Source organism: Eubacteriaceae bacterium ES3 (assembly GCA_030586155.1).
Classification (GTDB): domain Bacteria; phylum Bacillota; class Clostridia; order Eubacteriales; family Eubacteriaceae; genus Acetobacterium.
The window spans coordinates 2,857,567-2,871,573 of the sequence record CP130741.1 but is presented as its reverse complement, the minus strand read 5'-3'; the positions used below and the strand labels follow the sequence as shown (position 1 = coordinate 2,871,573).

At 40.8% G+C, this 14,007-nt stretch carries 13 protein-coding genes; 10 read left to right on the top strand and 3 right to left on the bottom strand.

Annotation, left to right across the window (positions count from 1 at the left end):
* Nucleotides 1–35: 35 nt before the first annotated feature.
* The 3 genes from Q5O24_13330 to Q5O24_13320 all read left to right on the top strand — a co-directional run bounded on the left by Q5O24_13330 (nt 36) and on the right by Q5O24_13320 (nt 4,929).
* Entirely contained in the window at nt 36–683 is a 648-nt protein-coding gene (locus Q5O24_13330) for a hemolysin III family protein (GenBank protein ID WKY47326.1), read from the top strand.
* 347 nt (nt 684–1,030) lie between these two features.
* Nucleotides 1,031–2,632, top strand: a complete 1,602-nt coding sequence (locus Q5O24_13325) for a CTP synthase (protein WKY47325.1) — start codon at nt 1,031–1,033, stop codon at nt 2,630–2,632.
* A gap of 344 nt (nt 2,633–2,976) precedes the next feature.
* The gene (locus Q5O24_13320) at nt 2,977–4,929 is read left to right on the top strand and encodes an NAD(+) synthase (protein ID WKY47324.1); all 1,953 of its coding nucleotides are present in this window, start codon (nt 2,977–2,979) and stop codon (nt 4,927–4,929) included.
* Nucleotides 4,930–5,050: 121 nt separating this feature from the next.
* Here the strand turns inward: Q5O24_13320 and Q5O24_13315 are convergent, their stop codons facing one another.
* Nucleotides 5,051–5,455, bottom strand: a complete 405-nt coding sequence (locus Q5O24_13315; GenBank protein ID WKY47323.1) for a helix-turn-helix transcriptional regulator — start codon at nt 5,453–5,455, stop codon at nt 5,051–5,053.
* Between the two features lie 319 nt (nt 5,456–5,774).
* Here Q5O24_13315 and Q5O24_13310 point away from each other — a divergent pair, with 319 nt between their 5' ends.
* Both Q5O24_13310 and Q5O24_13305 read left to right on the top strand, forming a co-directional pair.
* Nucleotides 5,775–7,442, top strand: a complete 1,668-nt coding sequence (locus Q5O24_13310; GenBank protein WKY47322.1) for a DEAD/DEAH box helicase — start codon at nt 5,775–5,777, stop codon at nt 7,440–7,442.
* A 23-nt stretch (nt 7,443–7,465) separates the two neighbouring features.
* Entirely contained in the window at nt 7,466–8,836 is a 1,371-nt protein-coding gene (locus Q5O24_13305; protein WKY47321.1) for an MATE family efflux transporter, read from the top strand.
* Nucleotides 8,837–8,947: 111 nt separating this feature from the next.
* On the opposite strand, the gene Q5O24_13300 is transcribed toward Q5O24_13305, so the two are convergent.
* Together Q5O24_13300 and cysS are read right to left on the bottom strand one after the other, a co-directional pair.
* Entirely contained in the window at nt 8,948–9,382 is a 435-nt protein-coding gene (locus Q5O24_13300) for a ribonuclease III domain-containing protein (protein ID WKY47320.1), read from the bottom strand.
* The gene (gene cysS, locus Q5O24_13295) at nt 9,367–10,764 is read right to left on the bottom strand and encodes a cysteine--tRNA ligase (GenBank protein ID WKY47319.1); all 1,398 of its coding nucleotides are present in this window, start codon (nt 10,762–10,764) and stop codon (nt 9,367–9,369) included. The genes Q5O24_13300 and cysS overlap by 16 nt, the downstream gene beginning before the upstream one ends.
* 130 nt (nt 10,765–10,894) lie before the next feature.
* On the opposite strand from cysS, the gene Q5O24_13290 reads away from it, so the two are divergent.
* From Q5O24_13290 to ispD, 5 genes are all read left to right on the top strand, one after another.
* The gene (locus tag Q5O24_13290; GenBank protein WKY47318.1) at nt 10,895–11,173 is read left to right on the top strand and encodes a YerC/YecD family TrpR-related protein; all 279 of its coding nucleotides are present in this window, start codon (nt 10,895–10,897) and stop codon (nt 11,171–11,173) included.
* A gap of 120 nt (nt 11,174–11,293) precedes the next feature.
* Nucleotides 11,294–12,514: a pyridoxal phosphate-dependent aminotransferase gene (locus Q5O24_13285; protein WKY47317.1), complete on the top strand. Its 1,221-nt coding sequence runs from the start codon at nt 11,294–11,296 to the stop codon at nt 12,512–12,514.
* A 5-nt stretch (nt 12,515–12,519) separates the two neighbouring features.
* On the top strand, nt 12,520–12,798 hold the full coding sequence (locus Q5O24_13280) for a PspC domain-containing protein (protein WKY47316.1): 279 nt from the start codon (nt 12,520–12,522) through the stop codon (nt 12,796–12,798).
* Nucleotides 12,799–12,824: 26 nt separating this feature from the next.
* Nucleotides 12,825–13,283 (top strand): tRNA (adenosine(37)-N6)-threonylcarbamoyltransferase complex ATPase subunit type 1 TsaE, encoded by a 459-nt coding sequence (tsaE, locus tag Q5O24_13275; protein ID WKY47315.1) that lies wholly within the window; start codon nt 12,825–12,827, stop codon nt 13,281–13,283.
* Nucleotides 13,284–13,287: 4 nt separating this feature from the next.
* Nucleotides 13,288–14,004: a 2-C-methyl-D-erythritol 4-phosphate cytidylyltransferase gene (gene ispD / locus Q5O24_13270; GenBank protein ID WKY47314.1), complete on the top strand. Its 717-nt coding sequence runs from the start codon at nt 13,288–13,290 to the stop codon at nt 14,002–14,004.
* The last annotated feature ends 3 nt before the right edge of the window (nt 14,005–14,007 follow it).

Below are 14,007 nucleotides of genomic sequence, written 5' to 3'. Positions count from 1 at the left end.
ACTGCAAACGCTATGGGTTATTGAGTACAGGAGAAGTGATGAAGTCTTTAAGAGAACCAGTAAACGCAATGACACATTTCACGGGACTGATTTTATCAGTGATAGGAATTGTTTTTATGCTAATAATGGTTACAATCCGACAGGATGTAAATTTGTTGACCATTATTTCGATTCTATCTTTTGGTGCGGGACTGTGCGCCCTTTATCTGGCGAGTTTTCGTTACCATGCTAAAATTGCCGGAAAAGAAGAAATTGTTAAGCTGAAAAAAATGGATCACGCGATGATCTTTGTATTAATCGCCGGAACTTATACGCCATTTTGTTTGCTTGCTTTATCTGGAATGCGGGGAATTATTCTCATGATCGCGGTCTGGTCAGTGGCACTGATTGGGATTGTCTTGAAAGTTAAATGGGTCTTTATGCCCCGATGGCTGGGAACTGCCTTTTACATTTTTTTGGGATGGTTTGCTATTTTTGTTATTAAACCGCTTCATCAGGCATTGCCGCCAAACGGTTTCTTTTTGTTGGTAGCGGGCGGAGTAATGTATACGGTTGGCGGGGTGATTTATGCCCTTAAAAAGCCGAATTTTGCAAAAACTTTCGGCTTTCATGAATTGTTTCATATTTTTGTGATCCTGGGTTCATTCTGTCATTTTCTTTGCGTTCTTCTTTATTTGCTTTAAGAAAAGCTATTGGCAGAATACTGGGAGAGCGCAGTTTTATAGTTTTTTTGAAGGATAAACAGGGAGATAAGTAACCACAAGCAACATAATTTAAATGTTTGGTTGTAGTGGTCAAAGTGGAGTCTTTTTAAAAGTCAATTTGAAAAAAACTTTACAGCTTGGGCAAAAAAGTGATTGTGTTTTTTTCAAAAAGCGGTAAAATATAAGATGTATTGCTTCACTGCAAAAAAAAAACTCATTTTTGCGGTGTTTTTTTATTTTAATTTTAATTATTCGACCGCTAAATGCGGTCTTGTTTCTTGATACTGATGATTCGGTATGGATAATGAAAAAAGGAGAAGTTGTTAATGCAGACAAAGTATATTTTCGTCACCGGTGGTGTGGTTTCTTCATTGGGTAAAGGAATTACCAGTGCATCATTGGGGCGGCTGCTAAAAGCTAGAGGTTTGAAGGTATCGATTCAGAAGTTTGATCCCTATCTAAATTTTGATCCGGGTACGATGAGCCCCTATCAGCATGGTGAGGTTTTTGTGACCGATGATGGCGCAGAAACTGACCTGGATTTGGGCCATTATGAACGGTTCACAGATGAAAATCTTTCACGTTTTAGTAATGTAACGACCGGTAAAGTGTACTGGAACGTTATTTCTAAGGAAAGAAAGGGCGATTACCTGGGGGGGACTGTACAGGTTATTCCCCACATTACTGATGAAATCAAAGAGGGAATTTTAAGAGTTTCAGAGCATAGTCATCCGGATGTGGTAATAACTGAGATTGGTGGAACTGTCGGGGATATTGAAAGTCTACCTTACCTGGAAGCCATTCGTCAGTTTAAAGGTGATCTGGGTGCGGAAAATGTGCTCTATATCCATGTGACCCTGCTTCCATTTCTTGGCAAGGCTGGCGAATTAAAGACCAAGCCGACACAGCATTCTGTTAAAGAACTCAGAAGTATCGGGATTCAACCTGATGTGATTGTTCTGCGATCAGAAAAAGAAGTTGATGAAAGTCTGAAATCAAAAATATCCTTGTTTTGTAATGTCGACAAAAATGCCGTTGTCACGAACATGGATGCCGCAGAGCTGTATGAAGTGCCGCTGATGCTTGAAAAAGAAGGCCTGGCTCAGCTGGTTTGTGATAAAATGCATATCAACTGTGCAGAACCGGATTTAACTGAATGGAAGGATCTGGTAAAACGTGCAAAAAATTTAGAGAACAAGGTAACGATTGGTCTGGTAGGCAAATATGTCGAACTTCACGACGCTTATTTATCCGTCGCTGAAGCCCTGCGACATGGTGGAATTGCCAATAATGCAGAAGTGATAATTAAATGGATTCACTCTGAAGATATTAATGAAGAAAATGTTGAAAGAATTTTTAAAGATATCAATGGGATTATTGTACCTGGCGGTTTTGGGCATCGCGGTGTCGAAGGAAAAATCCAAGCCATTCAGTATGCCCGTGAACATAAAATTCCATTCTTAGGACTTTGTCTGGGACTACAACTGGCAGTGATTGAATTTGCCAGAAATGTGGCTGGTTTGACTGGTGCTCATAGTATTGAATTGGAGCCGGAAACACCTTATCCGGTTATCAATCTGATGGAAGAGCAGAAGAAAGTAATTAATATGGGTGGAACAATGAGATTAGGTCTGTACCCTTGTGAACTGGCTGAAGGCAGCAAAGCCCGTGAAGCTTATGGTGAAAGTTTGATTGAGGAACGTCACCGCCATCGCTATGAAGTTAATGATGAATATCTGGATACATTAAAAGAGAATGGTCTGGTATTTTCCGGAATGTCACCTGATCGGGTTCTGGTGGAAATGATCGAAATTCCTGACCATCCCTGGTTTTTGGCAACACAAGCGCATCCGGAATTTAAATCCCGTCCTAATAAACCTCATCCACTATTTAAAAGTTTCGTGAAAGCTTCTCTGGCAGCTAAATAGATGGTAATGAAAAAAATCGAGATCGCAGATCTTGATTTTTTTTGAGATGAATCTGAGGATTTGGGGACAAATAAACTGTGGATAAATTCATTAATGTGGATAAAAGTATTGAATAAACTGTGGAAAAAGCATCGATAATTGAAGTAATTGTGGATAAAACTGTGGAAAAGTGGAAAGAATGGCTAAAAATCCACAATTTAAAAATGAGGTCTCGGGGCTTAACCTGTGAATAAATTGATTGTGGAAACTGGGTATAATGTGGAAAACTAGTTTGGCGATAATCAATTTCGTGATTTTAAATGGAAATTACAGAAAGTGAAAGTAGATAACTTTAGGTGAATATTATGCATGAATTTGGGTTAGTACGCGTAGCTTGTGCGATCCCCCGGTTAAAGCTGGCAGATTGCCAGATGAACAGTGAAACAATTATTGAATTGGCAGCAAAGGCGTATGAAAAAAATGTTGAGGTAGTTCTATTTCCGGAATTGGCAATTACAGGTTATACCTGTGGTGACTTATTCTTTCAGAAAACCCTCCAAAATAGTGCAGTAGATGCACTTGGAAAGATTTGTGACTGGAGCAGCGGTAAAGAGATGCTTATGGTAGTGGGAATGCCGCTATCGGTTGAGGGCTGTCTTTACAATACAGCGGTGGTTTTAAACGATGGAAAAATATTAGGGATAGTTCCTAAAACTTATCTTCCCAATCAGCAGGAATTTTATGAAAAGCGCTGGTTTCAGTCGGCGACAAGCCTGAAAAGCCAAGCGATAACCATCTTAAGTCAGCAAGTACCAATTGGTACAAGGCTTTTATTTGAGCATGAATCGCTTAAGGAATGCGTTCTGGCTATTGAAATCTGCGAGGATCTTTGGGTCCCGATACCACCTGGATCATTTCACGCCCTGGCCGGAGCGACAATCGTTTTAAACCCTTCTGCCAGCAATGAGGTCGTTGGTAAAAGTGACTATCGTCGAGAGCTGATTCGTTCCCAGTCAGGTCGTTTAAACTGTGGATATTTATATGCCTCTTCAGGTTTTGGGGAATCAACTTCTGATTTAGTTTTTGGTGGTAACGCCCTGATTGCAGAGAAGGGCATCCTGTTAGAGGAACTGCAGAAATTCAACGAAGGCAATGAACTGCTTATTACCGAGATCGACGTGGAAAGTCTTGTTCATGACCGGCAGATGCTGCAGGGGTATGGCGACTGCAAAGCACTACTGGAAGGACAAGATTATCGGCGTTTAAGTTTTAAAACCAAAGCGTGTCAGACGATTACCAGAAAAGTTAATCTCTTTCCTTTTGTACCGGGAGACGAAGCCCGCCGCAGTGAACGCTGCGAGGAAATTTTTAATATTCAGACAATGGGTTTAGGCAGTAGGATTAAACATATTGGCAATCCCCAGATGGTTGTCGGGATTTCCGGAGGATTGGATTCCACCATGGCACTACTGGTTTGTCTCAGTGTCTGCGACCGATTTGATATTCCCCGAAAGAACATTCATGCAGTGACCATGCCGGGATTTGGAACCACAGACCGGACTTATGACAATGCAGTGGCACTCATTAAAGGCATTGGGGCTAGCTTTCATGAAATTTCGATTGTTGAGGCCTGTAAAAAACATTTTGAGGACATTGGACATCCGATGGAGGTTCATGATGTAACCTACGAAAATGTTCAAGCCAGAGAACGAACTCAGATCCTGATGGATCTTTCAAATAAATTAAACGGCCTGGTGATTGGTACGGGTGATTTATCAGAACTGGCTCTTGGATGGGCAACTTATAATGGGGATCATATGTCCATGTATGGAGTGAACGGGAGTATTCCCAAAACCCTGATACGCTATCTGGTAAAATGGGTAGCTGATCATGAAAAAGAAGAAAAAATTAAAGAGATCCTTTACGATGTCTTGGATACCCCGGTATCGCCGGAACTTCTGCCGCCTGATCAGGACGGAAATATCCGACAAAAAACAGAAGAGACAGTCGGACCTTATGAATTGCATGATTTTTTTATTTATCATATGGTCAGACAGGGCTTTTCCCCTAAAAAGATTTATACGCTGGCAGTTAATGCTTTTGAGGGGACTTATGAAAAGTCAGTAATTCTGAAATGGTTAAAAAATTATTATCGGCGGTTTTTTACCCAGCAGTTTAAAAGAAATTGTCTGCCTGATGGGCCAAAGGTCGGGTCGGTCTCTTTTTCACCCCGCGGTGACTGGCGAATGCCTTCTGATGCCCAGTTTAAATGTTGGTTGGCTGATTTGGAAGGTATTGAAAGTGGGGAAAATTATTAGAAGAGAATGCCTCTCAGCGGTTAATATTTATGGAGCAGAGCGATAATCGGAACTAATAAAAAACAGCAGATCAGTGAAATATTTCACTGATCTGCTGATCATTTTAAAACTGTTTACCAGGTTAGGATTCTTTTTTATACTGCTGTAAAAGCACATCGTGTTTGAAATTGATAAAGTCAAGAATTTCCCGTTTGGCTTCCTCGCTAACCATGGCATATCCGAAAAGACCAAGAAGATCTTTCATTTCCAGCTCCTGTTTAAGCTGTTCATGGGTTTTTAGACTGCCTTCCTCTTTGAGTTTAGCGTCATTGAGAGAGGTCGGATTATTGGTCCGGCAGAGCAGATAATCCACTGATACATTAAAGTAGTCAGCGATTTCCAGCAGTAACTGGTTTTCGGGAAGATTTTTATCTTTCTCATATTTTGAAATTGAACTTTTGTTCAGATTAAACTCTTCAGCAAAGTCCTGTTGTGTCATATCCATATTAATACGCAGCCGTTTTAAACGGGTTCCAAATGTAGACATTCGATACCTCCTTATTAACTGTTCATTGATATTCATTATACACTAAATTAGTATCTTTGTGCCATTTTTTTCAGAAAAGTGAAAAATTAGCAACAAAACTTAAAAGTCATAGAAATTCCATGAACTCATGTTTGAAATAAATCTGAGGTGGTAAACTCCATTTAAAGGAATACAGATCGCATAAGAATTATCTAAAAATCAGACCTTAAAGAAATGATAGTTTTCTTAATTAAACAAAAATCAGATTGCTATTCACAGTTAGATCATTTACAATAAGATGTTGGGTTCACGAAATGCTGAATTCACGAAAGGATAATAAATGAAATTTACAGAATTAGAAATTAATGAACAATTAATGCAGGGAATCGAAAAAATGGGTTTTGTCGAGATGACTGAAATCCAGGAGCGGGCTATTCCTGAACTTATGGAAGGGGTTGACCTGATTGGTAAATCCCAGACCGGAACCGGGAAAACAGTTGCTTTTTCCATTCCCGCGATTACCAAAATAGATCCTGAACTAAGAAAAGTTCAGGCGCTAATCTTGTGTCCGACCAGAGAACTGGCGGTACAGGTTTCTGATGAAATCAGAAAACTATTAAAATACAGCAAAGGGATTAAAGTACTGCCGATTTTCGGGGGAGCTTCTATCGAAAATCAAATCAGAGATCTCAAATCGGGCGTTCAGATCGTAGTTGGGACACCTGGTCGAGTAATGGATCATATGCGTCGTAAAACCTTGAAGTTAAATAATATTTCAATGGTTGTGCTTGATGAAGCAGATGAAATGTTAAACATGGGCTTTAGAGAAGATATTGAACTGATCCTGGACGAAATTGATCATGAAGTTCAATCAGTCCTGTTCTCAGCAACCATGCCAAAGCCGATTTTAAAAATTGCTGAAACTTATCTGAAAGATCCTGTTATGGTAGAGGTTTCACCTAAAAATATGGTTGCGCCGAGTATCGAACAGAAGTATTTCAATATCAGCGATCATCACAAGTTTGAAGCCTTGACGCGACTGATTGACGTGTATAAACCAAAGCGTTCGCTGGTCTTTTGCAACACCAAGAAATATGTGGATGAGATCACGGATGATCTTAAAAAATTGGGCTATTCGGTTGATAAAATTCATGGTGATATGCGTCAGATGTCAAGGATGGCGGTTCTTAATCAGTTTTCCAGAGGACAACTTAATATTCTGGTAGCAACTGATGTGGCTGCCCGCGGAATCGATGTCGATGACGTTGATATTGTTTTTAACTACGATGTCCCAGATAATGAAGAATATTATGTACACCGTATTGGTCGTACAGGAAGAGCTGGAAAAAGTGGTTTATCACTGACTTTAGCCAGAAGCCGTGACCAGTTTAGACTTAAAAAAATCACTGATTACACAAAGAAAAGCATCGAAAGAGATCTGATTCCAACCAGTGAAGTCATCAATGACATCAAGATTGCTCATTTCCATGAACGATTTGCTCTGCGAGCGGAAAAAGACGAGAGCCTTGATAATTATTTTAAAATTATCGATGAACTAAAGGAAAAGGGATACACTGCCGAAACTATTGCCGCAGTGCTTTTAAAGGTCCAATTGCCCTTATCAGAACTTGAAGATCTGAATATGGTGGAACGACGGGGTCGCCGGCAGGATTCTGGACTTAATCGTCGCGGAGTAAAAGGTCGTCGAGACGGACGGGATAGTCGCGATGGCGGACGGGGGAAAAGACCTGGTCCGGAACGAACGAAGCGACTGTTTATTAGTGTTGGTGAAAAAGATCGTGTTCAGAAGCGTGATATTCTTGGTGCCGTTTGCGGTGAATGTGGAATTCCTTCGTCAATGGTTGGAAATATCGATATGTACGATAAATTTACATTTGTTGATGTAGATGAAGAAATGGCCAAGAAAGTTGAAAAGAAACTAAACGGAAAAACCATTAAAGAACATAAGGTCACAGTAGAAGTTTCAAAAAAGAAAAAGAAAAAATAAACAATTAAACTTTGGAGTAATGAATGAAAAGAACTGAGAATAAACTGGGAGTTATGCCCATCCCAAGACTTCTCTTATCTATGTCGCTGCCAGCAATGCTTTCAATGGTGATTCAGGCCCTATATAATGTTGTGGATAGTATTTTTGTCGCTCAATTGGGTGAATCTGCCTTAACGGCTGTGTCACTTGCTTTTCCAGTTCAGATTATTATCATTTCATGTTTTGTCGGAATGGGAGTGGGGATCAATTCAGCCATTTCCAGACGGTTGGGTGAACATAAAAAAGCTCAGGCTGAAAATGTTGCTGAACATGGTTTTCTGGTAGCTGTCATTTTGGCTGTGGCATTAGGGGTTATGGGCTATTTAGTGGCAGAACCATTTATCGCTCTCTTTACAGATGATGCTGGAATTATCAGCCAGGGGCGTGATTACATCATGGTTGTGACGATCTTTTGTTTTGGAAGTATCCTAACTCAGGCGGGTTTCGCGACACTGCAGGGGAGCGGTGAGATGGTCAAACCAATGATCGGCCAGATGATTGGGGCGATCAGCAATATTATCTTAGACCCCATTCTGATTTTTGGACTCATGGGTCTGCCGGCAATGGGTGTAAAGGGTGCCGCAATTGCAACGATTATTGGTCAGATTCTGGCTATGATCTATATTTTGCTGGTTGTTTTTAAAGGAAAAAATAATCTGTTGAAATTGGATTTTAGAAAATTTTCTTATCAATCGGCAATGATCAGAGATATTGTGGTTGTCGGCCTTCCGGCGGCTATCATGCAGGGGCTGGGATCAGTTATGATCACGGGTTATAATCTGATACTGGCTGGATTTGGCATGTCGGCAGTAGCTGTATTTGGTGTCTATTTCCGGATTCAATCCTTTATCTTTATGCCAGTCTTTGGTTTGGGTCAAGGTGCCATGCCAATTTTTGGCTATAATTTTGGAGCCAAAAATCAGAAACGATTTAATGAGACCTTGAAAGTGGCATCAATTACGGCACTGGCGATTATGCTTGTGGGAATGATTATTTTCTGGATTTTCCCCCAACAGCTGTTGATTCCATTTAATCCTTCGGATGAAATGCGTGAAATTGCTGTTCACTGTTTTAGAAGCATTAGTCTGGGTTTCCCGATTGCAGGAGTATCGATTATGATCAGTACTGCTTTTCAGGCAATGGGCAAAGCCTATGTCAGTATGATCGCTTCTTTTATCAGACAAATAATCTGTCTTTTACCGATATCATTTCTATTGGCGCAGATAGGTGGTTTGGACCTGGTCTGGTATGGTTTTGTGATATCGGAAGTCGTATGTATAATCTATCAGGTCTGGATGCTGAAACGGACAAAAGTTCAAGTTATGGATCAGTGGCAATTGAGCCTGATTATATAGTGAAGTCTTTTTATGAAGTCAAAAATCCGCTGTTTCGATCGAAACAGCGGATTTTTTTATTTATCAGTATAAGTCCAATTCAAGCCGATGGAAAATGCCATGTGAAGATTTTTAACTTCGGCCATTAATTAGATTGATGCCATTAAAACAGAGCCAGTCCAATCGGTCATGAGCACCTGTTAAATAGAGATAGCCGACCAATGCCTCAAAACCGGTAGCATAGCGGTAATCACATATTTTAGCATTTTTGGGGACATGGGAACGAGTATTTCGGCCACGTTTGACGATTCGCAATTCATCTTCATTTAATTCGTCTTTAAGAGAATGGATGATATAGGCTTGGGCATCCGCTCTTACATAGCAAGTCGATGCCTTGGTCATGAAGTGGACATTCTGGTGATCGCTGCCGATTAAATAAAGGCGGACGAAGTTTGAAAAAACTGAATCTCCCACATAAGCCAAAGCTAGTGGATTCATGGCCATCACTTCCTGCGGTTGATATTTTCTTTTGATAGCAGTACTTACTTTTTCTATGCCCGTTTCCATTTAACGCCTTCTCTGGTATCTTCAAGGATGATTCCCTCTTCAAGCAGCTGATCGCGGATTTCGTCTGCCCGTTTAAAGTCCTTGTTCTTTCTTGCTGCCTGTCGTTCGGCAATAAGGGTTTCAACATGAACATCAAGACTGGTTTCTTTCTCCTTAACGGCAAGACCCAAGACATTTGTGAGCTCTGCAAAGACAGCTTTTCCACCAATAATTGCTTCTTTAGACGAGCTGTCATTGAGATTGGAATTCAGGTTTCGAACCAGTTCAAAAATAGCGGCAATGGCATCGGCTGTGTTCAGGTCATCTTCCATCGCAGCAATAAAAGAATCACGGTATTGTGAAAGGCTGTTTAGCCAGCTTTGTTCATTTTCACTGGCAGCTTCCAGGGAGGTGTTTTCAAGCAGATAGTCAAGCTGATATTTTGCTGTGTAGAGACGGTCCAAGGCATTTTTAGCCTGTTCCAGCAGTTCATCACTGAAATTGACAGGACTTCGGTAATGGGCCATCAGCATAAACATTCTGACCACTTCAAGATCGAAGTGCTTGGCAATGTCTCTGACGGTGAAAAAATTCCCCTTGGATTTAGACATCTTCTCATTATTAATATTGATGTAGCCATTGTGCAGCCAGTAATTGGCAAAGGGTTTGCCGCAGCAGCCTTCGGATTGGGCAATTTCATTTTCGTGATGAGGGAAAATCAGGTCCTGTCCACCACCGTGGATATCGATGGTATCACCCAGGTGTTTTTTGGACATGGCCGAGCATTCGATATGCCAGCCCGGACGGCCCTGCCCCCAGGGGCTTTCCCAGAAAGGTTCGCCTTCTTTTTTCTTTTTCCAGAGGGCAAAATCGAGGGGACTTTTTTTCTCGTCGTTGACATCCACCCGAGCACCGGCTTTTAAATCTTCCAGAGACTGTTTGGACAGTTTACCGTAATCATCGAATCCTTCAACCGAATAATAGACATTTCCGTCAATATTATAGGCTAGTCCTTTTTCTTCCAGGGTTTTAATCATATTAATAATTTCTTCAATATTTTCGCTGACTTTTGGATGGGCCGAGGCTCTTTTAATTAAGAGAGCATCGGCATCTTTAAAGTATTCTTCGATATATTTTTCGGAAACGGCTTGGGGTGGGATACCTTCTTCAGCGCTTCTTTTAATGATTTTATCATCCACATCGGTAAAATTCTGAATAAAGCTGACTTCATAACCCTGATACTCCAGAAATCGCCGCAGAGTATCAAAGACAATAAAGGGACGGGCGTTGCCGATATGAAAATAGTTATAGACAGTTGGACCACAGGAATACATCTTAACCTTGCCTTGCTCAATTGGGACAAAGGTTTCTTTTTTTTGTGTTAAGGTATTATATAATTTCATGAATAAACCTTTCATTTTATTTTTGATATGGTATAGTAATATATTATACACTACTAAGGCGTCGATGACGTGACATTGAATAAAATTTTTCAAAAAAAATTCATAAGGGTAAGGATTGTAGGGTAATAAAATGGAAGCAAAAAGAAATATTTTAGCTAAAGCTTTTCTTGCGCTTTCTTCGGAAGCGGAAGTTAATTCATTTTTTGATGATTTGTGTACGATCCGCGAGGTGGAAGAAATGGCGAATCGCTTTGAGATCGCCATTTTGCTGTCGCAGGGAAAAACATTTACAGAGATAGAGAAACAAACAGGTGCCAGCTCGGCAACGATCAGTCGGGTTAACCGTTGTCTTAAATATGGAAAAGGATATCAGCAGGTGATTGAGCGGATCAATCTGGAAGATGCATAATTTTTTTATAGAATCGCTTTACGCCGTTTAGTTTTTATGTCGAAAAATATAGTGAAATTAAAGGAGTTTTCGGATATAATAATAAATCAGATAAATTTAATATAAAAGGAGTTGAGTGTAGTGACGAAAGCTGTTAAGAAGTCAAAAAAGTTGGACAACGTTTGTTATGATATTAGGGGACCGGTGGTTGACGAGGCGGATCGTATGGTACGTGAAGGCGTAGACATCATTATGCTCAACACTGGGAATCCGGCACCTTTTCGGCTAAATGCTCCAGATGAAGTCATTCGTGATGTGCAATATAATCTGCGTGATTCAGAAGGATATTGCCATTCCAAGGGGATTTTTCCGGCGCGAAAAGCTATTGTCCAGTATTACCAGACCAAAGGACTTATGGATTTAACCGTGGACGATGTTTATATCGGAAATGGTGTCAGCGAGCTGATTCTTTTTTGTATGCAGGCTCTTTTAAATGATGGTGATGAAATTCTGGTTCCTTCTCCGGATTATCCGTTGTGGTCGGCTGCAATTAATCTTGCCGGCGGAAAAGCTGTTTTTTATACCTGTGACGAGCAGTCGGACTGGTATCCGGATCTTAAAGATATGGAAAGTAAGATTAATTCTAACACAAAAGGGATTGTTGTGATTAACCCCAATAATCCCACAGGAGCCCTCTATCCTAAAGATATTCTGGAAGGGATTGTCAAACTGGCTGTTGAAAATGATCTGATTATTTATGCTGATGAGATTTACGACCGGATTATTTATGATGACCAGGTTCATATCCCTTTGGCTTCTTTAACTGACGAAGTGTTGGTCGTGACTTTAAATGGCCTGTCTAAATCCCATCGAGTAGCAGGTTTCCGCGTTGGCTGGATGATTCTTACCGGGAATAAAGCGGGTGCTAAAGACTATATTGAAGGGATTAATATCCTGGCATCCATGCGGCTTTGTGCAAATGTTCCGGCTCAGCATGCGATTCAGACTTCGCTTGGCGGATATCAGAGTATCAATGATCTGGTCAAACCAGGCGGTCGGCTTTATGAACAACGAGAAATTGTACATAAACGGGTCAATTCGATTCCAGGACTTTCATGTGTTAAACCTCAGGGAGCTTTTTACTGCTTCCCTAAACTTGATATTGAGCGATTTAATATTAAGAGCGACGTTCAGTTTGCTTTGGATTTTCTTAAACGGGAACATGTTTTAATGGTCCAGGGAACCGGTTTTAACTGGCCCTTGCCGGATCATTTCAGAATTGTATTTCTACCCCATCCAGAAGAATTGATTGAAACGATGGATCGGCTGGAACGCTTTCTGGAAAATTATTATCAGGAATAGGTGAAATGAAGAAACATTTAATTAGAAAAAAAGACAACGCCATTCTGGCGGGTGTCTGTTCAGGTTTGGGTGATTATTTTGGAATTACCCCCTGGATTTTTAGAATTATTTTCATTGTCCCGGTACTACCCTTTTTTATGGGCTTCTGGGCTGGAGTGATCAGTATAGTCGTTTACTTGCTATTGGCCTTTAATATTCCCGGAAACACAAGGCGTATTAAGGATGGAGAGATTGTGGAAGTGGACTACGAGATCATCGATGATGAAAATGATCCCAATGAATAAAGAAAAATTTCCAGCGGAGGCGAGTGATGACCATTTCGTTCGAATTTGAGTCGCAATCCGACAAAGATACTTTAGAATTTGGCCGGCAACTGGGGAAAATGCTCGGCTTTCCTTTTGTCATCCTGCTAAAAGGGGAGATGGGAGCCGGAAAAACCCTGATGACCAGAGGTATTGCTGCTGGCCTGGGAATAGGGGAAGATGCGGTTTCAAGCCCAACCTATACCATTGTCAATGTTTATAGTGATAAACTCTACCATTTTGATCTGTATCGATTAAGTGATCATGACGAACTGTATGAAATGGGTTTTTATGATTATCTGGATCAAAAGGCGGGACTCATTATCGAATGGCCCGATTTAGTAGAAGCAGAAAAATTTGACCGTTGTCTGGAAATTAGGATAGAAAGCAAAGACTATCTGAGTAGAAAGATCACGTTTGCAACGGACGACGACCAGATTGCTGAAGCGCTTAAAACGATTGGGTGACGGCATGCATAGAAAATATATCAGTGCGATAATCCCAGCAGCCGGTCAGGGCAGACGAATGAATGCTCCGATTAACAAACAGTATCTGACCCTTAATGGCAAGCCAATACTGGCGCATACATTGGAAGTTTTTGAAAAATCTGAGCTGATTGATGAGATTATTCTGGTGGTTAACGAAAATGAATTTCGTGTCTGCCGACAACAGGTTTTGAAACCCTATCATTTTCAAAAGGTTAAAATGATTCAGGGGGGAGAAACCCGTCAGGAATCGGTCTACAAGGGTATTCTAGCCAGCAGTGAAAAAGCTGATTTGGTGATGGTTCATGACGGTGCAAGACCTCTTGTGCAGGAAAAAATGATCTTTGAAAGTATTTTAGAGACCATGGAATTTGGAGCAACAACGGTAGGTGTACCTTCAAAGAACACTATCAAAGTGATTGATGAAAAGGGCATGGTGGTGAGTACCCCTAAACGCGAGACATTGGTCGAAATTCAGACACCGCAGACTTTTCTTGCTGATTTGCTCAGGAAGGCTCATGAAAAGGCGATTAAGGATGATTTTTCTGGGACAGATGATGCTTCACTGGTAGAAGCATTGCCCCATCCAGTTAAAATTGTGACTGGCCATTACACCAACATTAAGATTACAACCCCTGAAGATTTGATTATTGCAGAGTCTATTCTTAAACAGTTTGGTAGTCTGAAAAACAGGAAAACTTAGGAA